Annotated in this window: 17 protein-coding genes and 1 tRNA gene; 6 read left to right on the forward strand and 12 right to left on the reverse strand. The window is 73.4% G+C overall.

Annotation, left to right across the window (positions count from 1 at the left end):
- Positions 1-75: 75 nt before the first annotated feature.
- The 3 genes from cysS (at position 76) to M6G08_RS06705 (ending at position 4,420) form a co-directional block, all read left to right on the forward strand.
- On the forward strand, positions 76-1,476 hold the full coding sequence (gene cysS / locus M6G08_RS06695; RefSeq protein WP_272586269.1) for a cysteine--tRNA ligase: 1,401 nt from the start codon (positions 76-78) through the stop codon (positions 1,474-1,476).
- 122 nt (positions 1,477-1,598) lie between these two features.
- The gene (gene rlmB, locus M6G08_RS06700; protein WP_272586270.1) at positions 1,599-2,540 is read left to right on the forward strand and encodes a 23S rRNA (guanosine(2251)-2'-O)-methyltransferase RlmB; all 942 of its coding nucleotides are present in this window, start codon (positions 1,599-1,601) and stop codon (positions 2,538-2,540) included.
- A gap of 125 nt (positions 2,541-2,665) precedes the next feature.
- The gene (locus tag M6G08_RS06705; protein WP_272586271.1) at positions 2,666-4,420 is read left to right on the forward strand and encodes a DoxX family protein; all 1,755 of its coding nucleotides are present in this window, start codon (positions 2,666-2,668) and stop codon (positions 4,418-4,420) included.
- 108 nt (positions 4,421-4,528) lie between these two features.
- Here the strand turns inward: M6G08_RS06705 and M6G08_RS06710 are convergent, their stop codons facing one another.
- From M6G08_RS06710 to msiK, 3 genes are all read right to left on the reverse strand, one after another.
- Entirely contained in the window at positions 4,529-5,266 is a 738-nt protein-coding gene (locus M6G08_RS06710; RefSeq protein ID WP_272586272.1) for a nucleotidyltransferase family protein, read from the reverse strand.
- Positions 5,267-5,340: 74 nt separating this feature from the next.
- Entirely contained in the window at positions 5,341-5,811 is a 471-nt protein-coding gene (locus M6G08_RS06715) for a hypothetical protein (protein WP_272586273.1), read from the reverse strand.
- A gap of 242 nt (positions 5,812-6,053) precedes the next feature.
- Positions 6,054-7,190 (reverse strand): diacetylchitobiose ABC transporter ATP-binding protein MsiK, encoded by a 1,137-nt coding sequence (gene msiK / locus M6G08_RS06720; protein WP_272586274.1) that lies wholly within the window; start codon positions 7,188-7,190, stop codon positions 6,054-6,056.
- A 217-nt stretch (positions 7,191-7,407) separates the two neighbouring features.
- On the opposite strand from msiK, the gene M6G08_RS06725 reads away from it, so the two are divergent.
- Both M6G08_RS06725 and M6G08_RS06730 read left to right on the forward strand, forming a co-directional pair.
- Positions 7,408-7,481, forward strand: a tRNA-Thr gene (locus M6G08_RS06725).
- 218 nt (positions 7,482-7,699) lie between these two features.
- Positions 7,700-7,984, forward strand: coding sequence for an alpha-amylase inhibitor (locus tag M6G08_RS06730; RefSeq protein WP_272586275.1), 285 nt, complete (start codon positions 7,700-7,702; stop codon positions 7,982-7,984).
- A gap of 76 nt (positions 7,985-8,060) precedes the next feature.
- On the opposite strand, the gene M6G08_RS06735 is transcribed toward M6G08_RS06730, so the two are convergent.
- From M6G08_RS06735 to M6G08_RS06775, 9 genes are all read right to left on the reverse strand, one after another.
- Entirely contained in the window at positions 8,061-9,725 is a 1,665-nt protein-coding gene (locus tag M6G08_RS06735) for an alpha/beta hydrolase (RefSeq protein ID WP_272586276.1), read from the reverse strand.
- Between the two features lie 108 nt (positions 9,726-9,833).
- Positions 9,834-11,306, reverse strand: coding sequence for an NADase-type glycan-binding domain-containing protein (locus M6G08_RS06740; protein WP_336298983.1), 1,473 nt, complete (start codon positions 11,304-11,306; stop codon positions 9,834-9,836).
- A 530-nt stretch (positions 11,307-11,836) separates the two neighbouring features.
- Entirely contained in the window at positions 11,837-12,346 is a 510-nt protein-coding gene (locus M6G08_RS06745) for a phage tail protein (protein WP_272591272.1), read from the reverse strand.
- Positions 12,347-12,405: 59 nt separating this feature from the next.
- The gene (locus M6G08_RS06750) at positions 12,406-14,364 is read right to left on the reverse strand and encodes a putative baseplate assembly protein (RefSeq protein WP_272586277.1); all 1,959 of its coding nucleotides are present in this window, start codon (positions 14,362-14,364) and stop codon (positions 12,406-12,408) included.
- A complete protein-coding gene (locus M6G08_RS06755; RefSeq protein ID WP_272586278.1) occupies positions 14,364-14,852 on the reverse strand; it encodes a gp25 family contractile injection system sheath assembly initiator in 489 nt (162 codons plus the stop codon). The genes M6G08_RS06750 and M6G08_RS06755 overlap by 1 nt, the downstream gene beginning before the upstream one ends.
- Positions 14,853-14,922: 70 nt before the next feature.
- Entirely contained in the window at positions 14,923-16,848 is a 1,926-nt protein-coding gene (locus M6G08_RS06760) for a VgrG-related protein (protein ID WP_272586279.1), read from the reverse strand.
- Complete coding sequence (locus tag M6G08_RS06765; RefSeq protein WP_272586280.1) at positions 16,848-17,570, reverse strand: CIS tube protein; 723 nt, start codon at positions 17,568-17,570, stop codon at positions 16,848-16,850. Before M6G08_RS06765 ends, M6G08_RS06760 begins: the two co-directional genes overlap by 1 nt.
- 46 nt (positions 17,571-17,616) lie before the next feature.
- Positions 17,617-18,039, reverse strand: coding sequence for a phage tail protein (locus M6G08_RS06770; RefSeq protein ID WP_073729682.1), 423 nt, complete (start codon positions 18,037-18,039; stop codon positions 17,617-17,619).
- 51 nt (positions 18,040-18,090) lie between these two features.
- The gene (locus tag M6G08_RS06775; protein WP_272586281.1) at positions 18,091-19,356 is read right to left on the reverse strand and encodes a hypothetical protein; all 1,266 of its coding nucleotides are present in this window, start codon (positions 19,354-19,356) and stop codon (positions 18,091-18,093) included.
- A gap of 598 nt (positions 19,357-19,954) precedes the next feature.
- Between M6G08_RS06775 and M6G08_RS06780 the strand changes: the two genes are divergently transcribed.
- On the forward strand, positions 19,955-20,470 hold the full coding sequence (locus M6G08_RS06780) for a hypothetical protein (protein WP_272586282.1): 516 nt from the start codon (positions 19,955-19,957) through the stop codon (positions 20,468-20,470).

Consider the following 20,470-nt stretch of genomic DNA (forward strand, 5'->3'; position numbering starts at 1 on the left):
GCGCCGCCTGGCCCGGCCCGGGGCAGGAGTGTCCGCGTGCCCGTGGCACTGCCCCGCGCCCACTACCCTGGAGGGGTGACTATTCGCCTGTACGACACCAGCGCCCGGCAGATCCGTGACTTCGCCCCCCTCACGCCGGGCTGCGTCTCGATCTACCTGTGCGGTGCCACCGTTCAGGCCGCCCCGCACATCGGGCACATCCGTTCCGGGCTGAACTTCGACATCATGCGCCGCTGGTTCGCGTACCGCGGCTACGACGTCACCTTCGTCCGCAACGTCACCGACATCGACGACAAGATCATCAGGAAGGCCGCGGACCAGAACCGCCCCTGGTGGTCCATCGGGTACGAGAACGAGCGGGCGTTCAACGACGCCTACGACGCCCTCGGCTGCCTGCCGCCGACCTACGAGCCCCGCGCCACCGGCCACATCACCGAGATGGTCGAGATGATGCGCGGCCTCATCGAGCGCGGGCACGCCTACGAGGCCGAGGGCAACGTCTACTTCGACGTACGGTCCCTGCCCGGGTACCTGTCGCTGTCCAACCAGGACCTCGACGAGCTGCGCCAGCCCTCCGGCGAGGGCGAGACCGGCAAGCGCGACCCGCGGGACTTCGCCATGTGGAAGGCGGCCAAGCCGGGGGAGCCGAGCTGGGAGACGCCGTGGGGGCGGGGGCGGCCCGGCTGGCACCTGGAGTGCTCCGCCATGGCGCACAAGTACCTGGGCGAGGAGTTCGACATCCACGGGGGCGGGATCGACCTGATCTTCCCGCACCACGAGAACGAGATCGCCCAGGCCAAGGGGTTCGGCGACGCGTTCGCGCGCTACTGGGCGCACAACGCCTGGGTCACCATGAGCGGCGAGAAGATGTCGAAGTCGCTCGGCAACAGCGTGCTCGTCAGCGAGATGGTGAAGACCTGGCGGCCGGTCGTGCTGCGGTACTACCTGGGCACGCCGCACTACCGCTCCACCATCGAGTACAGCGAGGAGTCCCTGCGCGAGGCCGAGTCGGCGTACGCGCGGATCGAGGGCTTCGTGCAGCGCGTCACCGAGCTGGCCGGACACGCCGTCGAGCCCGCCGCCGAGGTGCCGCCCGCCTTCGCCGAGGCGATGGACGACGACCTGGGCGTGCCGGGGGCCCTCGCGGTCGTGCACACCACCGTCCGGCAGGGCAACAGCGCGCTGGCCGCCGACGACAAGGACGCCGCCGTCGAGCGGCTCGCCGAGGTGCGGGCCATGCTCGGGGTGCTGGGCCTGGACCCGCTGGCCCCGCAGTGGGCGGGGGAGCAGGAGCAGGGCGAGGACCTGCGGCACGTCGTCGACAGCCTCGTACGGCTCGTGCTCGACCAGCGGGAGTCCGCGCGGGCCCGCAAGGACTGGGCCACGGCGGACGCCATCCGCGACGAGCTGGGCCGGTCCGGCCTGGTCATCGAGGACGGCCCGCAGGGGCCCCGCTGGAGCCTCGGCTCCCGCTGACCCGAGTCCTCACTCACAGAGCGATACTCGTAGATCGATTGTGCCGCCCGGCCCTCCGGGCGGCACACTGCATAAGACGCACGTACGACGCACACTCCCGTAGAGAGCGGAGACAGGTACTCATGGCCGCGAACAACCGCCGCATGTCCGGCAAGAAGGGCGCGCAGGTCGGCAGCGGCGGCAAGCGGCGCCGGGGCCTGGAAGGCAAGGGGCCGACGCCTCCCGCCGAGATGCGCAAGGGGCACGCCAAGCAGCGTGCCGCCAACGCCAAGGCGCGCCGCGCCACGGGACGCACCCAGCAGCGGCGCGGCGGCGGGCGGTCCACGTCCGAGCTGGTCGTCGGCCGCAACCCGGTCTTCGAGGCGCTGCGCGACGGCGTGCCCGCCTCGACGCTCTACGTCCAGCAGTTCATCGACAACGACGAGCGGGTGCGCGAGGCGCTCCAGCTCGCGGCCGAGCGCGGCGGCATCAACCTCATGGAGGCGCCCCGTCCCGAGCTGGACCGGATGACCAACGGGCTCAACCACCAGGGCCTCGTCCTCCAGGTCCCGCCGTACGAGTACGCGCACCCGGAGGACCTGGTCGCCGCCGCCCACGACGAGGGCACGGACCCGCTGATCGTCGCCCTCGACGGCGTGACCGACCCGCGCAACCTCGGTGCCGTCGTCCGCTCCGTCTCCGCCTTCGGCGGCCACGGCGTCGTCGTGCCCGAGCGGCGCGCGGCCGGCATGACGGCGGGCGCCTGGAAGACGTCCGCCGGCACGGCAGCCCGCACGCCGGTGGCCCGCGCCACCAACCTCACCCGGGCGCTGGAGCAGTACCAGAAGGCCGGGATCACGGTCGTCGGCCTGGCCGCCGACGGCGAGGCCGAACTCGGCGAACTGGCGGCCCTGGACGGTCCCCTGGTCGTCGTGGTCGGCAGCGAGGGCAAGGGTCTGTCCCGGCTCGTCGGGGAGACCTGCGACGTCCGGGTGCGGATTCCGATGCCGGGCGGGGCGGAGTCGCTGAACGCCGGTGTGGCGGCGGGGATCGTGCTGTACGAGGCGGCTCGGCGCAGGCGCTGAGCCGGGAACGGGGTTTCGACTCCGTCACCCACACGGGGTGTTCCGGGCTGTCCGGGCGGGCTTGACGCGGTCCGGACAGTTCGGCGCGGTCAAGGCAGTGTCCTAACGACACATCACTCGGTTAGATGAGTGTGGACACCAGAACACCCCGCACACCCACGGGGGACCGCTCGTCGGGATACGACGACGCTCCCGCGCTGAGCATGGTGAAGGTGCCGAGCGATCCGGCCCAGGTCATCGTCAATCACGCGAGCTTCCGCGTGCAGCTCGGTGCCTCCGCCGGGCGGACCCGGTCCCCGCGGATCGCGCGGCACTTGAGCGCCACCCAGGACACCGCCCGCATGCCCGGCCTCACGGGCGCCGCCCCGGCAGCCGCCCGCCGCCGAGCCGTCGTCTGGAGCGGGCGTTCCGACCCGGACGACACCGGCGCCCACCGGCTGCTCCAGGCGGTGCGGGCCGGCGCCGGCCGCCACACCGAGGACCCGGCCGCCGACGCCTCCGCCGACGCCGGAGCGACCCAGGTCATCCCCCGCGTGGGCTTCGACGGTGGCGCCCCCGGTCACGAGGGCCACGACGGCTACGACGGCTACGACGACGGGCCCGCCACCCAGACCCTCGAGACGCCCCTCGTCGGCGCCCAGCGCGGCCCCGTCCCCGAGGGCACCCGGCTGCTGCCCGCCATGCGCACCGTCGGCAGCGCCTACGACGAACCCGCCTACACCGGCGAGGACTTCACCACCGGCCCCGGGCAGTACGGCGACGGCTACGACGACGGTTACGACGAGCGCGCGGAGGAGCCCGAGCCGCGCACCCGGCGGCACGCCGACGACGACGCCCGGCACGCCTACTTCCCCGGCCGCCGCATGAACCTCGGCGTCGTGCTGCTCCCGCTGCGCGTCTTCCTCGGCTTCATCTCCATCTACGCCGGCATGGGCAAGCTCTGCGACCCCGTCTACTTCGACGGCGGCGAGCGCGGCTCCATGGTCAAGTGGCTCAACACCCTGCACCCCTGGGACGTCGCCGAGCCGCTGCGCCAGTTCGCCCTCGCCCACCCCGTCGGCGCCGGGCTGGTGATCGCCTTCCTCCAGGTGCTCGTGGGTGTCCTGACCGTGCTGGGCTGCTGGCAGCGCGTCGCCGCCGTCATCGGCGCCGGCCTGTCCGCCGCGCTCCTGGTCACCGTCAGCTGGAAGAGCGTCCCCGTCTACGACGCGCCCGACATCATCTACCTCGCCGCCTGGTCCCCGCTGATCATCGCCGGCGCGCCCGTCTACTCCGTGGACGGCAGGCTGGCCGGCAACGCCTGGCGGCGCCTGGGCCCGCGCTCCGACATCTGGGACCTGCGCCGCTACGTCCTGCGCCGCGGCGCGCTCATCACCTTCCTCGTCGCCGGTGTCACCCTCCTGGTCGGCTCGCTGCTCGGCGGTGCCGTCCGGGACGCCGACCGGGTGGTCGTCCCCGGCCCCGGCGAGGCCCCGCGCAACGAACTGCCCGGCTCCCCGCTCCCGCAGGAGCCCGGCACCCGGGAGCCGAAGACCTCCCCGGAGGCCTCCGCCTCCCCCACCCGTGGCGCCACCGGTGGCGCGGCCACCCCGTCCGAGGACGCCGCGGCCACCTCCGGAGCCACCCGGGACAGCGGCGGCGCGACGGCCGGCACCACACCCAGCCAGACCCAGGGCACCTCGGGCCAGGCCCCGCCGCGGCAGTCCTCCCCGGCCGGCGAGGCACCGAGCACCACGGCGGGCCCGACCGCGGGCGGCACCACGAGCGGCGGCGGCAGCGGCTCCGGCGGTGGAGGCGGCGGCAGCGACAGCGACGAGGGAGGTTCCTCCTCCACCGGAGAGCCGGGGAGGAGCGGCCTCGTGGGCGGCCTCCTGGGCTAGCCACCACCCCACAGCGGCCCACGCGGCCGTACGCACGCCGAAGGGCCCCGCACGTCATCTGTGCGGGGCCCTTCGGCGTACCGGCTGCGAACCGGCGTGCCAGGGTGCTCAGCGGCCGCCCAGGGCCGCCAGTTCCCGTGCGGCCTCCGTCAGGTCCTTCGCGGTGTCGATGGCGCGCCAGTAGGAGCCCTGCGGGATCGGGAAACCGGCCAGCCGGCGCTCGCGGGCCAGCCTCGGGAACGTCGTCCGCTCGTGGTCGCCGCGCTCCGGGAGCATCGCGGCGAAGGCGGACGAGAAGACGTACACACCGGCGTTGATCTCGAAGGTCGACGGCGGTGCCTCGATGAAGTCGGTGATGTGGCCGAAGCCGTCCGTCTGCACGGCGCCCCAGGGCAGGCGCGGACGGGCCAGGGCGAGGGTCGCGACGGCGTCCCGCTCGGCGTGGAAGTCGGCCATGTCGCGCAGCGAGAAACGGGTCCAGATGTCGCCGTTGGTGGCGTACCAGGGCCGGTCCGGGTGGGGCAGGTGCGCGGCGGCGTACTTGAGGCCGCCGCCGCGGCCCAGCGGCTCGGTCTCGACGACGGTCGTGACGGAGAGCGGCAGGTCGGCGCCGTCCAGCCACTTCTGCAGCACCTCGGCCAGGTGACCGCAGGAGACCACGACGTCCGTCACGCCCTCCTCGGCGAGCCAGGCGAGCTGGTGGCCGATGATCGGAGTGCCCGTGCCGGGGATCTCCACCATCGGCTTGGGTCGGTCGTCGGTGTACGGGCGCAGCCGGGAACCCTGTCCGCCGGCCAGGACGACGGCTTGAACGGGGCGGCGGGACGCGGCGTTCGGATCGGTCATGCCCGAACTGTACGCGGCGCCCCGCGGGACCCGAGCGGGCTCCTCAGCTCAGCGTCTCGTCGTCTCGTCGGCCCTCAGCTGTGCGCGGCCAGCACGCCCGAGGCGAAGGCGGTGTCGCACACGGGGCGCGCGTACGACTGGGCGCGCGTAGGGCCGTACACCTTGACCGCGGCGCGGCCGAGGGCGCGGGCGATGGAGGCGCAGTGCCCGGCGAGCGACGGGCGCTCGTTCACGGCCTGCTGGAGGTGGGTGAGGGCCACGCCCGGGTCCTCCTCCTGCAGTTCGGTCAGCAACCGGTCGCGCAGCACCTCGTGCGGGGCGCGCTTGGCGGCCTTGGCGGTGGAGGCCTTGGCGCTGGAGGCTTCCGACGCGGCGAGCACCGAGTCGGCCGAGTCCCCCGACCAGTTGACCCGGGTGACCGCGAGGGTCCCGGAGAGCACCAGGACGACGGGCAGGACGAAGGCGAGAGAGCGGCCGATCCGGTGGGCGGGGCCCCGGCCGCGTCGCGTCTGTCGGGTGGTGGAGTGCTTCACGGAGTGCTTCACGCGAGTGAGGGTAGCGCCCGGTAATGATTTGGCGACATTTAGTCACCTTTTCGGGGGATGAAGAGCGGCATGGAAATGGGTAAGGGGTTGACGCACACTGCTCGAAACGTCCGTTGTGCCGGGGTATTTGTCGACAACGGGAAGAGCCCCGCAGCAGGCCGCGGGGCTCTTTCTCGTCAACGCGGGTGAATTCACCCGGCCGGGTGGTTTCCGTCAGCCGACGTCGTCGGCGTCAGTCGTCGTCAGTCGGTGAGGCGCTCGCCCGTGGAGGACGAGAAGACGTGGCTCTCGCCCGGCCGCGGCACGACGTGGACGGTCGTGCCCTTCTCCGGCACCGCGCGGCTGCTGACGCGGACCACGAGGTCCTTCGTCTCGCCGCCGACCTCGACCGTGCCGTAGATGTAGCCGTCGGCGCCGGTCTCCTCGACGACGTTGACCGAGACCGCGAGGCCCGCCGGGGCGTCCGCGGAGTCCTTCGACAGGGTCTTGGACGCCCCGCCGTTCAGCTCCACCACGTCGAAGTGCTCCGGGCGGACGCCGACGGTGACCGTGCGGTCGCCCTTGTCGGCGGCGGCCGCCAGGGCCTCGCGGCCGACCGGCACCACGCTGTTGCCGAACTTCACGCCGCCGTCGGTGATCGGGACCTCGATCAGGTTCATGGCCGGGGAGCCGATGAAGCCGGCGACGAAGAGGTTGGCGGGCTTGTCGTACATGTTGCGCGGCGAGTCGACCTGCTGGAGCAGACCGTCCTTGAGCACCGCCACGCGGTCGCCCATCGTCATGGCCTCGACCTGGTCGTGGGTGACGTAGACGGTGGTGATGCCCAGGCGGCGCTGGAGCGAGGCGATCTGCGTACGGGTGGAGACGCGGAGCTTGGCGTCCAGGTTGGACAGCGGCTCGTCCATGAGGAACACCTGCGGCTCGCGCACGATCGCGCGGCCCATCGCCACACGCTGGCGCTGGCCGCCGGAGAGCGCCTTCGGCTTGCGGTCCAGGTACTCGGTGAGGTCGAGGATCTTCGCGGCCTCCTCGACCTTCTGCCGGATCTCCGCCTTGTTGACGCCGGCGATCTTGAGCGCGAAGCCCATGTTGTCGGCGACCGTCATGTGCGGGTAGAGCGCGTAGTTCTGGAACACCATGGCGATGTCCCGGTCCTTCGGCGGCAGGTGCGTGACGTCGCGGTCGCCGATGCGGATGGCGCCGCCGTTCACGTCCTCGAGCCCTGCGAGCATGCGGAGCGAGGTGGACTTTCCACAACCGGACGGGCCGACCAGGACGAGGAACTCGCCGTCCTCGATCGCGATGTCGAGACCGTCGACGGCGGGCTTGGTGGAACCCGGGTACACGCGGGTCGCCTTGTCGAACGTAACTGTGGCCATGGTGATGGGCCCCCTTCTACCGGCAGGAACGTGCCGGACGATCCGTTGTAGGAAGGTGGTGTGGTGTAGTCCACACAGGTGAACTGGCACAGGACGGTACCCGGCGTTCACCTGATCTGTCAGTACCTGGGGGCCTGTGAACTTCGCCGGAATTTTCGAATCACATCGTTCACCGGCTCTGTGTACAGTGGAGCCGCCGCGCGCGCCGCCGCGCGACGCCTCCTTAGCTCAGATGGCCAGAGCAACGCACTTGTAATGCGTAGGTCGTCGGTTCGAATCCGACAGGGGGCTCCGGAAGAGCTTCGGCCTGGACTTCCCTCCAGGCGAAGCGCTCGGCCCGGCCTCGGACTCCGTGTCCGGGGCCGTCGGGGCATGGCCGACGAGTCTCAGCCATCCATTTCGAAGAGTTCATGGACACGCTTCGGCGCGGGCACTGTTATGGCTGACCGCGAAACAGAGCTCGTTGGCTTCAGGGGGTCCCGATGTCCTTTCCCAGGAAGGTTTCCGTTGTGGCTGCCACGGTGGCAGCGATCGGTGGCAGCTTCTTCGTCTCCGCGCCGGCCGCCCATGCCGCGGCGGCCGGCACCGCGCCCGCGTGCGTCAACCGGTACGTGACCAACACGCCGAACGGCTTCGACGTGAACCTCACCAACAAGTGCGGCAGGACGATGCGGGTGAAGGTGATCGTGAACAACGGCGGGGACAGCCCGTGCTACACGATCTACGACCGGAGGAGCAAGCTGTTCATCTACGAGGGAGTCTTCGGTACGTACGACCGCACGGTCACCTGTTGAGGCAGCCGGCCGGGTGAGTACGCGGCCGCGGGGGCGCCGGCCGGGCGAAGCGGCACCCCGCGGCCACGTCCCGTGCCTACTTGCCTTCCGGCACCGCCTCCGCCTCGCAGACCGCGCCGGGCTTCGGGAGTTCTCCGTCGAGCAGGTACGCGTGGACCGCGTCGCGCACGCACGGGTTGCCGGAGTCGAAGGCGCCGTGGCCCTCGCCGCGGTAGGTGAGCTCGTGGCCGACGCCCTTGCCGAGCGCCTCGGCCATGCGGGCGGCGCCCTCGTAGGGGGTGGCGGGGTCGCCGGTGTTGCCGACCAGCAAGATCGGCGCCGCTTCCGGTGCGCTCACCTCGGGGTGGTGGGCCTCTCCGGGGACCGGCCAGCCGGTGCAGGAGAGCGCGCTCCACGCCAGGCCCGGACCGAACAGGGGCGACGCCTCGACGAACTCGGGCATCATCCGCTCCACGTCGGCGACGGTGTAGCGGTCGCTGGAGTCGTCGCAGGTGATGGCCCGGAAGGCGTCGTTCTCGTTGCTCTCGTCCACAGCGTCGTCCTCGGTGCCGTCCTCGGCGGCGTCGTCGCTGTCGCCGCCGGAGCCGTGCTGGCCGAGGACCTCCGCCAGATCTGCCAGGACGTCGCCGTCGCCGCCGGCCACCGCCTCCAGGCCGACCAGGAGCGCGGGCCAGAAGGACTGGCTGTAGAGCGAGCCGGTGATGGCGGCGAGCACGTCGTCGCCGTCGAGTTCGCCGCCGTCGGACGTGGCCAGCGGGGTCTCGTCCAGGTCCGCCTGGAGCTCCACGGCGGTGTCCACGATCGCCTCGACGTCCTCGCCGATCGTGCAGCGCTGCTCGACGCACCACTGGGCGAAGTGCTCGTAGGCGAGCTGGAACCCGGCGGCCTGACCGAGGGCCCCCTCCATCGTGTCCTGGGTCGGGTCGACGACGCCGTCCAGGACGGCCCGCCCGACGCGCTCGGGGAACAGGTGGGCGTACACGCCGCCGAGCTGGGTGCCGTACGAGATGCCGAAGTAGTGGAGCTTCTCGTCGCCGAGTACCTGCCGCATCAGGTCCAGGTCGCGGGCGGCCTCGGTGGTGCCGACGTACGGGAGGACGCCGCCGGAGTTCTTCTCGCACGCGGCGGCGATCAGCTCGTTGAGCTCTATCAGCGCGTCGGTCTCGTCGCCGCCGTCGTCGGGCGTCTCGTCGACCCGCTCCTCGGCCTCCTCGGCCGCCTCGGGGTCGAGACAGCGCACGCCGCGGCTGTTGCCGACGCCGCGCGGGTCGAAGCTCACCAGGTCGTAGCGGGAGCGGAGCTTGTCGTAGTCGGGGGCGAAGGCGGGCAGGGTGGCGACGCCGGAGCCGCCCGGGCCACCGAAGTTGAAGAGGAGGGAGCCGATGCGGTCGTCCGCGTCACCGCCGGCGCGGGCCCGGATGAGTTCGATGCCGATGGTCTCTCCGGCGGGCCTCTTCCAGTCCAGGGGCGCCCTCATGGTGGCGCACTGCCAGCGGGTGCCGTCCGGGAGCGGGGCCGGGGCCTCGCCGTCGCCCTGGATGGGGGTCGGGGCGGGGCAGTCCCGCCAGTCCAGGGTCTGCTGCCGGAAGCGGTTCACATCGTCCCGGTCGCTCGCCGCCGTGGCGCCGTCGGCTCCCCGGCCGCCGTCCTCCGCCGTCGGCGCGCAGGCCGCCAGGGAACAGGAGAGCAGGGTCGCGGTGGACAGCAGGGCAGCGGTGGATATCACTCGTGCTGTGGGCATGGTCTCAGGCTCTGGCCGGCCGGCCGCGGACGCACGGTACCGCGGCCATTCGGCGCAAGCGGCCCCCCGCCCGGTGTGGTGACGGCAGCGGGCAGGGGGCGGGGCGGGTCAGGTGCGGTTCGCGCTGGAGGGGCCGAAGAACTCGATCTCCGCGATGGCGACCTGCTTGTCGGCGGAGGCCGCGTGGGCCGACTCGATGGTGAAGCGGACCTTGGTGACCTCACCGACGCGGAAGGGACGGCGCTGGCCGCCCGCGCCCTGGTCCAGGGTGAGGTCGCGGGTCGTGGTGCTGCCGTCCTTGCCGGTGATGGTCGCCTTGACGCGGTGCGGCAGCGCCGACTTGTTGAGCTGGTCGGGCTTGGTGGAGGTACCCGGGGTGATGATCAGGTCCAGCAGCCTGGTCGGCTGGGTGAAGCTGACCTCGACCCACTGACCCTGGCCGGACTGCACGACGCCCGGGCCCCACCACGTGTTGCTGCGCTTGTCGATGAGGAGCTCCGGCTTGTGGCCGGGGAAGGAGCGGGAGGCCGTGATCCGGTCCGGGGAGACCGGGGCCCGCTTGGCGAAGTGGTCGCGGGTGGCCTGGACGCCGTCGGGGACGTAGACGAAGCCGAGGACCACCAGGGTGATCACGACGGCCAGGGTGATCCAGGTGCCGATGCGGTCGAACACGCGGCGCAGGCGCGGCCGGTCCCCCGCCCAGGGCGTCTCGTTGCGCCGCCCGCCGAAGAGCCGGCGCCACCACGGGGCGGGGCGCGGTTCGCCTTCGCCGGTACGGTCCAACGGCATCGCGCAGCGTGCGCAGTAGTGGCGGTCGGGCCGGTTGGGGGTCGAACACCAGGGGCAGGGCGGGCCGTTGGCGATGTCCGGCTGGTGGCCGGGGGCGCGCACCTGGGGCCGGTCGGCGTCGGGACGGCCGGGCAGCACCGGGGCGACCGCGGGGGGCGGGGTGGCGGCGGGCGTCTCCGGGTCGGCGACGGGGACGAGGAGGGAGCGGGCGCGGTGGTTCATGGTGTCGCTGAGGGCGTTCGGCGCGGCGCCGGGCTCGGGTGCTATCGGGGTGGTGGGGGCGGTGTCCTCCGTGTCGGGGGCCGGATCGGAGGGCGCGGGGGTGGTGGGGCGCGCCGGGCCGGTCGGGTGGGTGTCGGCGGTGGCGGACGGGTGGGTGTCGGCGGTGGCGGACGGGGGCGTGGTTGCGGGGGGTTCGGAGGTCGTGGGGGACGTGGTGGCGCCGGTCGACCAGGTGGGGGCGGGGCTGGGCCGGGTGTTCTCGGCGGAAGCGACTGCTCCGGCCGAGCGGGTGGTGCCGGCTGCCGCGGTCGGCCAGGCGGTTTCCGGGGTGCCGGTGGTGCCGGTGGGCGCCGAGGCGGCGGTGGCCGTTCCCGCCGTTCCCGCGGCTCCTGCCGCCATCCTCGCGGTCCTGGCGGCCCGCGCCGCCCTCGCCGCGCGTGCGGCGCTCATGGTGTCGGCGGTGCCGGTGGGTGCCGAGGCGCTCGCCGCCGGTCCCGTGGTGCCGGCCGGTGACGCGGTGCTCGTGGCCGCGCCGGTGACGGGAGCCTCCGCGTCGGGGCGGGTGTCCACGGGGCGGTGGGGCTCCGTGGGGTCGGCGGCGCCCGTGCCCGGTGCCGGGGTCGTTTCCCGGGGCGCCCTCGTCCCTGTCCCTGTGCCGGGGGCCGCCCCCGTGCCCGAGGCCGTCTCCGATCCCGCGCCCGCTGCGGGGCCTGTCCCGCTTCCCGTGCCCGGTCCCGAGCTCGGAGTTGTCCCCGCACCCGAACCTGACCCCGCACCCGAACCCGCGCCCGGAACCGTGTGCGGCTCCGGGGACGGTGCCGGGCCGTCGGTGTGCGGCTGTCCGGGAGCGGCACCGGTGTCCGGTCCGGCGCCGGCGGCCGGCCGGTCCACGAGGCCGGAGCGGGCCGGGGCCACCCCCGTGCCGCCGGGGCCGGGGCGGTCGAAGGCGTCCCAGCCGGGGTTCTGGTCGGACGGTGCCGAGGCGGGCCGGCCGGCGCGGGCGGGACCGGCCTGTTCCCAGCGGAGTACGGCGCCGCACGCGTCGCAGAAGGACTGGCCCGGTTCCGCGCGCGTTCCGCACTCGGCGCAGTTCTGCGTGGTCATCTCTCCGGGGTCCTTTCGGAGGCGGTCACTTCGACGGTGTAGGGCATGTGGGCGGGACGGGCCGCGGCGACGAGGGTGTCCAGGCGGTGCCGGTCGGCCGGGGTCGGGTCGGGCAGCCGCAGAGCAACGTGCAGGTGCGGGCGGGGGGTGCCGGGGAACGGGCCCAGGGGGCGGGCGTTCCACTCGGCGCCGCCGCTCTCGCTGATCTCCGGCTCGGCGCCGAACGCGAGCCGTACGGCCTCCGCGAGCCCCTGCCTGGTGCCGCGTACGCGGTGCAGGCGGGCGGCGGCGGCGACGGCGGCGCGCAGCCGGGGCTCGTGTTCGGTGCCGTCGGTCTCGGCGCCGACCCAGGTGCCGAGCCACTGGGCGAAGTCGACCGGCGTGAGGGCGGGGTCGAAGTAGGTGTCGAGGCAGTCGAGGACGTTGAGGATGGGCGCGAGGACGTCGTCGAGGCCGCCGACGAACCGCTGGGCGAGGTCGTCGTCGGCGAAGACGGCGGGCAGCATCGTGCCCAGCGGCAGGGAGGAGCCGAGGCCGTCGACCGAGCCCCGGTAGGGCGTCGTCGTCACGCGCCGTCCCCGATCACACGGACCCGGTGGTCGAAGGAGAAGACCAGCGAGGGCGGTTGGAGGTCGATGCGGTCGGTGGGGTCGCCGCGCTTGCCGGTGAGGGGGTCGGCGGGGTGCAGGACGACCTCGTCGACGAGTTCCACGCCGGGGACGCGTTGCAGGACCGCGAAGACCTCGCCGGTCTGCACGGGGCGGCCGAAGGGCCAGCCCTTGCCGTCGGCGCCGCCGGTGAGCGGGTCGAGGTGGTGGTAGAGCGCGTCGTGGGCCTGGCGGCGTACGCGGTCGGTGTCGGTGCCGCGGAAGGCGTGGACGGTGGCGACGACGGTGACGCCCTGGTAGTAGGGCGGGCCGACGGCGAGGCGGGTGCCGATGAGGCGGCGCTCGTCGAGGTGGCGGGTGATGCGGGCCAGCAGCGCGTCGCCGGGGACGAGTTGCTCGAAGCGGAGCCGTCCGCCCGGGTCGGGCACGGCCTGGGGGACGACCAGGACGCGGACCGCGTAGGCGCCGTGCTCGCCCTCCTCGCCCTCCAGGCAGGTGATGCGGGCGGTCTCGGGGGCGGCACGGCGGGCCAGTTCCTCGTAGTCCCGCAGGGTGACGGCGCGTTCCTGGGCGCGGAGGGTGATCGGCGCCCTCAGCTTCGCCTCCTCCACCGTCTCGCCGTCCACCCCGCCGCGCGCGGCCTCGCGGTTGACGACCTCGGAGACGTACGGGATGGAGGTGCGCAGCACCTGTACGGCGCCGCGCGCCACGTTGCCGGCCCGTCCTCCGCCGGTGCGGTAGCGGCGGGCGCGGATGACGGCGCCCTTGGGGGCGACGGTGCCGTACTGGCGCAGGGTGCCGTCGGGTTCGCGTACGGCGGGGCCGAAGGCGATCTCGCCGGTGGCGGCGTCGAGGGTGATGTGGTGGTCGTCGGGGCGGGAGGCCGCGAAGTGCGGGACGACCCGCCAGTCCTGCCAGCCGTCGTCGGCGGCGGTCTGGAGGAGGACGGGCGGGTCGTCGGCGACGACGGGGGCGTGGGCGAGCCGCAGCCGCTGGCCGGGCAGGCCGGTGGACTCGCCGAGCGCCTCGTCGTGGACGGTCTCGGCGTGCACGGCCCGGGTGGTGCCGCCGATGGTGTAGGCCTCGGCGGAACGGATGGTGGGGGACGTGGTGTAGAACGGCTGGCCGGGCAGCGGGTCGGTGACCCGGCAGCGTATCCAGCCCGCCTCGTGGCCGCCGTTGCGGGACAGGACGTGCCCGCCGGGTATGTGGAGCACGATGTCGCCGGGGCGGTTGAGGCCGCCGGTGCCGTCCTGGTCGACCTCGCAGGACTGCCAGCCGTCCTCCGTCCACGCCTCCCAGACCAGCGGCGGCTGGCGGGGGTCGACGCCGACGCCGTCGACGCGGCTGTCGAGTTCGAGGGCGAGGGCGCAGTCGGGGGTGGCGGCGGTCAGGCCGATGAGCATGCAGTCGCCGGGCTGCGGGGCCTCGGCGAAGCACATGAGGTCCTTGCCCTCGGCGAGGTCCGTGGTGCGGTCGGTGACGGGCTCGCCGCGGTGCTGCACCACGAGCCGGCCGAGCGAGCACGGTACGACGACCAGGTCGCGTTCGGTGGCGAAGACGACGGCGTCGTCGCGTTCGGTGCGCAGGGTGGCGACCTCGGCGCCGGACGGGACCAGGACCGCGTCCTCCTGCGGCGCGGACAGCCAGAAGGTGACGTCCGTACGGGCCGCGGAAGGCGGGAAGAGGGTGATGCCGACCAGGTCGAGGAAGGCCAGGTGGTTCTTCTCGGGGACCCGGTTGAGGCGGTAGACGATCTGGTCGGCCATGTGCGCGACCGTCTCGACGAGGGTGACGCCGGGGTCGGAGACGTTGTGGTCGGTCCACTCCGGGGCGCGCTGCTGGATGTAGCGCTTGGCGTCGTCGACGAACTGCTGGAAGCGGCGGTCGTCGAGGTTGGGGGAGGGCAGGGACATCAGCGGTCGCTTTCGGGAGAGCCGGGGAGGCCGGCGGGACCACCGGGACCGGCGGTACCGCCCGGTCCGGCGGAGCCGCCGGGGAGGTCCGGCTCGTCGTGGGAGGGGATGACGTAGAACGGGAAGACGAGGCTGCGCGGGTTGTTGGTGCCGCGGATCGAGTAGCGGACGTCGATGTAGAGGACGCTCTGGTCGGTGCCCGTGCTGACGTCGACCTCGTGGACCTCGATGCGCGGCTCCCAGCGGTCCAGGCTGACGTACACCTCGTGCTGGATGCGGCCCGCGGTCTGCTCGTTGACCGGGGCGAAGACCAGGTCGTGGATGGCGCAGCCGAACTCGGGGCGCATCGGCCGCTCGCCGGGCGCGGTGGCGAGGACCAGCCGGATGGCCTCCTCGACCTCGCGCTCGCCGCTGACCAGGGCGATGCCGCCGGTGGGTCCGATGCGCATGGGGAACGCCCAGCCGGAGCCGACGAATTGTTCGGCCATCAGGGGGCCACCTGCCTTCTGCTTCCGGTACCTGGTCCTGTGCCTGGTCCTGTGCCTGCTCGGGTGCCTGTCATGCGGGGAGCGGGTACTTCACGGTGTTGACGAACACGGCGCCGAACAGGTCGACCTTGATGCCCTTGATGTTGACGTTGGCCACGGCGTTGACCGAGACCATCCCGGTGGCGTTGATCGACGTCATGCCGCTCGACGAGAGGTTCATGGCGCCGCCCATCGCGTTGACGTTGACCGCGCCGCCCAGCGAGGTGAGGCTGACCAGGGCCTTGCCCTTGAGGGTGAGCGGGCCGCCGCTGTCGATCATCACCGAGCGGCGCCCGCGCAGGGTGAGGCTGGTGCCCGCCTCCACCGACACCGAGCGGCTGCCGGTGATGCTGACCGAGCCCTTGCTGTCGACGGTGATCTCGGTCTGGGTGCGGTCGAGGTTGATGATCAGCTTGTCGTTGCCGCTGGCGATCCGCACGCCCTGCTTGCGCCCGCCGGTGCGTTGGCTGAGCAGGTCGACGCGGTTGCCCTGGCGGTCGGACAGGGTGTGCCGGGCGGCCTGCTTCTTCAGGCCGTCGTGCAACGGCACGTCCGCAACCTTGGTCGGCAGGTCCCGCCCGTTGTAGAGCCCGCCGATCACGAACGGGTGGTCCAGCGCCCCCCGGTCGAAGCCCACCAGCACCTCGTCGCCGACGTCCATCGGGAAGACCCCGCCGCCGCCCTTGCCGCCCAGCTGCACACTGCGCGCCCAGTCGCTGACGTAGGTGTCGTCCAGCCACGGGAACTGGAGCTTGACCCTGCCCTGCTTCAGCGGGTCCTGTACGTCGGTGACGATGGCGTTGGCGACGCTGGGCAGCCGCGCCGCGCTCGCGGCGTCCACGCCCCCGCCCCCGCCGCCCGAGGCCAGCCCGTACAGGGAACGCCACTGGCGTCCGCTGACGGTGATCCAGGACTCGTAGTGCTTGCCGTCGCCGAACACGTGCCGCACGGAGGTGACCGTGTACTTGCCCTCGAAGGGTCTGCCGACGTCCGAGAGTGCCACGGGGACGCCGGGCCTGAGGTCGGGGTTGCCGTAGACGGCGACCTCCAGCTCGGCGAAGGAGGAGGTGACGTCGGCGGCGAGGGCCTTCGCGGCGTGCCGGACCTCGTCCTGCTTGTCGTAGGGGCTGGCGGTCTCGACGAGCTTGGCGGGCTTGAACTTGCCCGCCGCCTGGCCGGGCGTCGTGCCGATGCTGAAGCCGGGGTCGGTGGTGGCGGGCGCGACCTCGGTTATCTTTTTCTTCGTCGTGACGTTCCAGCCGCGCGACTCGACCTTCCCCACCTGGTCGGCGGCGGTGACGGCGGCCCGCAGCCGCAGGATGTCGTGGCCGGCCTGGAGGACGAAGGTGCTCTTGTCGCCGTCCGTATTCGGCGAGGGCGCCCCCGCCGACGGCTTCGGCGTCACGAAGCGGAACTTCCCCTTGGCGTCCAGGGACATGACCATGTTGTTCTCGTCGGCGAGCCGGGACAGGAAGTCCCAGTCGGTCACGTTGGACTGGCTGATGAACCCGTACATGCCCTTCGTCGGCTGGATGCGGCCGATGGACACGCCGTCCATCGCGGCGAGCTTGCGGGCGATGTCGGACGCCTTCTGGTTGCGGTACGCGGCCACCCGGCGCTGGCGCATCATGCGGTGCCCGTAGTCGTAGCCGCGGATGACGGTGAAACTGCCGGTGCCGTCGTAGTCGGCCTCCAGACCGGTCACCTCGCCGGTCAGCAGCGGGTTGCCGATGCCCTGTCCGTCGGCGATCGGCGTGATGACGATCCTGGTGCCGAACTGCACGTTCAGCTTGCCGAGGACCAGGCGGTAGGGGTCGCGGAAGGTGAGGCGGAAGGCCGCGGGCACGCCGACGCCCTGGTCGACCCAGCCCTCCACGAGCAGGGGCGCGATGTCGGAGGGCAGTTTCGCGCCGCCGACCTTGACCTCGACGATGCTGGAGAACGCGGGACGCACCATCAGTGCGGCACCTCCTCGGTGGCGGGCAGCATCAGTTCGGTGCCGGCCGGCAGGTGGGACGGGTCGTCGATGCCGTTGGCCTCGGCGATCGCCCGCCACGCGCCCGCACTGCCGTACTCGCTCCACGCCAGCGACTGAAGCGAGTCCCCGGCGACGACGCGGTGCACGCGCTGGGCGGTGAGCGCGCCGGAGGTCGGGTTCTGGCCCTGGGTCGGGCCGGGGATCTCCACGAGGGACACCTGGCAGGTGGCGCGGATGGGAACGCCGGTGGTGCCGAAGAGGGTGTACTGCGCCTCGATCGACGAGACGTACGCCGTGAACCGGGCCGTGGAGAAGGAGCCCCACTCGAAGACCACCCAGGGCGGCGAGGGCTGCTTGGCGGCGATGCTCTTGGCGGTCACCTCGCAGCACAGCAGCAGCGACTCGACCTTCTTCATCACGGTGTTGCCGCCCGGCTTCATGGAGGAGTCCAGGAAGATCTCCAGCGTCATCTCCCGCGGGTCGGCACCCATGAACTCCGGTTTCGAACCGTCCCGCACGGCCATCGTCGGCGTCGCCTTCCACTGGGCGCGCTGGGTGAGGGACAGCTGCGCCGGGTTGAACTCGAAGGCGAACCTCCGCATCAGCGCGCCGGGCGTGGTGGTCGTGCCGGTGGGCGGTTCGTGGATGGCGAGGTTGGCGCGTACGAGGCTCTTGCCGGCGCCCTTGCCGCTCTTTGCCATGGTCTCTTTCCTTCTGCCTCTTCTGTCCCTCTGCTGCGGGGCGCCGTCAGTCCGTGAACCCGTGGTGGGCGATCTCCAGGACCTCCGTGGCCACCGCCGGGCTGGCCGGGTCGAGGCTGGGGCCCTGCCAGCTGACGGGCAGCACCTCGATCAGCCCCCAGCGGGCGACCAGCGAGCCGTCCGCGCGCAGCGCCGAGATCTGCGCGGTGGGCCGCTTGATGCCGGTCTGCACGGAGGAGATCCACTTGGCGACCTTGGCCGTGTCCGGGGTGAGGGGGCGGGTCAGCCGGATGTTGGAGTAGGAGACGCGGGTGGGCAGTTGCCACACGAACCCGTTGTTGCCGCCCTCCTGGCGCTGCTCGATCTCCACGTGGGACGACAGCCCTTCGCACCCGTTGAAGTAACCGAGGCTCTCGCCGTCGATGGTGAGGGTGAACCAGATCGTGGAGCCCGGGTCCTGGCGGGGCATCGGGGGTGGCCTTTCTGTCGGGTGGTACGTCGGTCGCGAGGGGGCCGCCGGTCAGGCGCGGGGGTCGCGGAGTCTGCCGACGCGTTCGCGGTCCATGCGCAGTTCGGTGCGGACCAGGCGGGTGACGCGGCCGATGATCCGGTGCACCAGCTCGTCGAGCTGGAAGTCGGTCAGCTCGCGCGGGTCGAACCCGCCCGCGGGTACGGCCGTGTACGCGGGCGGCGGGCCCGCCTCCGGGCCGGGCGCGTGGGACGGGTGACCACCGGGCGGGGCCGTTGCCGCGCTGTACGAGGGGGGCGGCTCGTAGGGCGGGGGCGGGGGCGGGGGTGAGGCCGGGGCGCTCGGCGGTGAGTGCGGGGCCGGCTGGGACGAGGACGACCGGAAACGTCCCAGGGTGTCGGCGACGGTTGCCGACGCGGCGGCGGCGAGGGCGCCGATGGTGCGGCCGGGGGCGCGCTGGACCGGGAGCGCGGGGGCGGTGGCCGCGGCCGGGGTCGCGGGGGCTGGGGGTGTTGGGGTGGGTTGGAGTGTGGGGTGCGGTGCCGGTCGGGGTGGGGTGAGGGACGCGACGGGCAGCGCGGTACGGGCGGCGGTGGCGCCGGGTGGGGTGGGGCGGCGCAGGGGGGCGGGCTTGGCGGGGGTGCGCTGGCGCTGGACGGGGGGAGTGGGGGCGCCAGAGGTGGTGGATGGCGTGGGGGGAGCGGGTGGAGCGGGTGGGATGGTCGGAGTGGGTGGGGTGGCCAGAGTGGGTGGGGTGGTCCGCTGGACCGGGGGGTGTGCGGGGGTGCCGGGTGTGTGGGGGATCGGTGCCGGGGGTGTGGGCGTGGGGGCGGCGGCGGTGGTGGTGGCTCGCTGAACCGGCGTCGCGGTGGGTCGGGCGGGGGTGGCGAGTGGTCTGCTGTCGGCCGGTGCGGTGGAGAGGGGAGCGCCGAGGGGGGAGCGGCGGCGGGCTGCGGGCAGTGGTTCGGCGGGTGGTGGGGTGACGGGCAGTGGTTCGGCGGACTGTGGGGCGGCGGACAGCGGTTCGGCGCGCTGTGGGACGGCGGACAGTGGTTCGGCGGGCTGTGGGGTCGGGGCGACGGCCGGACGCGCGGGCGCGCCGGGCTCGGGGCTCGGGGCCGGGGCCGGGCGTATGCCGACGGGCCTGGAGGTGGGGGCGCCGAGGCCCGTGCGTGGTGCCGCGGTACTGCGCTGGACCGGGGGGACGGCGCGGGGGGCGCCGAGGCCCGCGCGGGGCGGCGTGGCGCCGGACCGGGCGGGGTTTATCGCGTCGGCGCCGGCCTCGGCGGAGTGTCCGGTGGCGGCCGGTCCGGTCATCGGACGGGACGTCCCTGCGGCGGCTCCCGGGGGCGACGGCTGAACGGAAGCCGGCGTGGCGCCGGGGGCGGGGGCGTGGTCCGTGGAGCGCTGCACCGCGGGTGCGGCGGACGGGCCGGTGAGCGGGCGCGGTGCCGTGGCGCGGGGTGTCGCTGTGTGCCCGGTGCCGGGGTCCTGTTCGGGAGCCGAGGGGCGCGATGTGTCCGGGCGGCCGGGTGCCGACGTGCGCCGCTGGACGGCGGGAGTGGTGCCGGGCGCGTCGAGGGGACGGTCCGTCGGGGAAGGGGCCGAGGGCGGCTGCGGCCCGGTTGTGCCGGGGACGGTGCGCGGTGGGGTGGGCGTGGTGGGGGCGGGGCGCTGTCCCTTGCCGGTGGGCAGGGTCGGGCCCGGTGCCGGGATGTCGTGGGACACGGCTCGCTGGACCGGGGGGAGGAGGGTGCCGGGTGCGGCGCCGGTCGTCGTGGTGTTGCCGGTCTCGTGAGGGGGGTGGCTGTCGCGCGGGCCGGGTGCCGGAGTCGGGCGGCCGGTGCGGGGTGCGGACCGCTGTACCGGGGTGCTCGTCGCCGGGGCGGTCGCTGCCTGGCCGGGGGTGCCGGGGGTGCCTGTGGTGCCCTTGGTGTCGGTGGTGTCGGTGGTGTCGGTGGTGTCGGTGGTGTCGGTGGTGCCAGTGGTGCCGGAGGGGCGGGTGCGCGGGTGTGCTTCTCGTGCGGCCGGGCTGCCGGTGGTCGTACTCGCACCGGGGGCGGCGGCGGGCGTGGCCCGCTGGACCGGCGTGGCGGGGGTGGCCTGCGCCGCGCGGGTGGTGATCGTCGGTGTGGGGTCCTGCGGAGGTTCGGGGCGCTGGGCCGGCGTGGTGGGTGACGGGGCGTCGGGGGTGGCCCGGGCGGTGCGGGTGGTGATCGTCGGTGTGGGGTCCTGCGGAGGTTCGGGGCGTTGGGCCGGCGTGGTGGGTGACGTGCCGCCGGGGGCGGACGTGGACCGGTCGCCTGGGGGGTTTGTCCCTGGAGGCGTGCGTCGGGCGGTGACCGTCGTCGGCGCGGGGGTGGCGGGCGTGGACCGCTGGACGGGGAGGCCGGTCGTGGTGCCCTCCGGGCCGACCGGTGCGGTGCCGTGA

The organism is Streptomyces sp. M92, assembly GCF_028473745.1.
Taxonomy (GTDB): domain Bacteria; phylum Actinomycetota; class Actinomycetes; order Streptomycetales; family Streptomycetaceae; genus Streptomyces.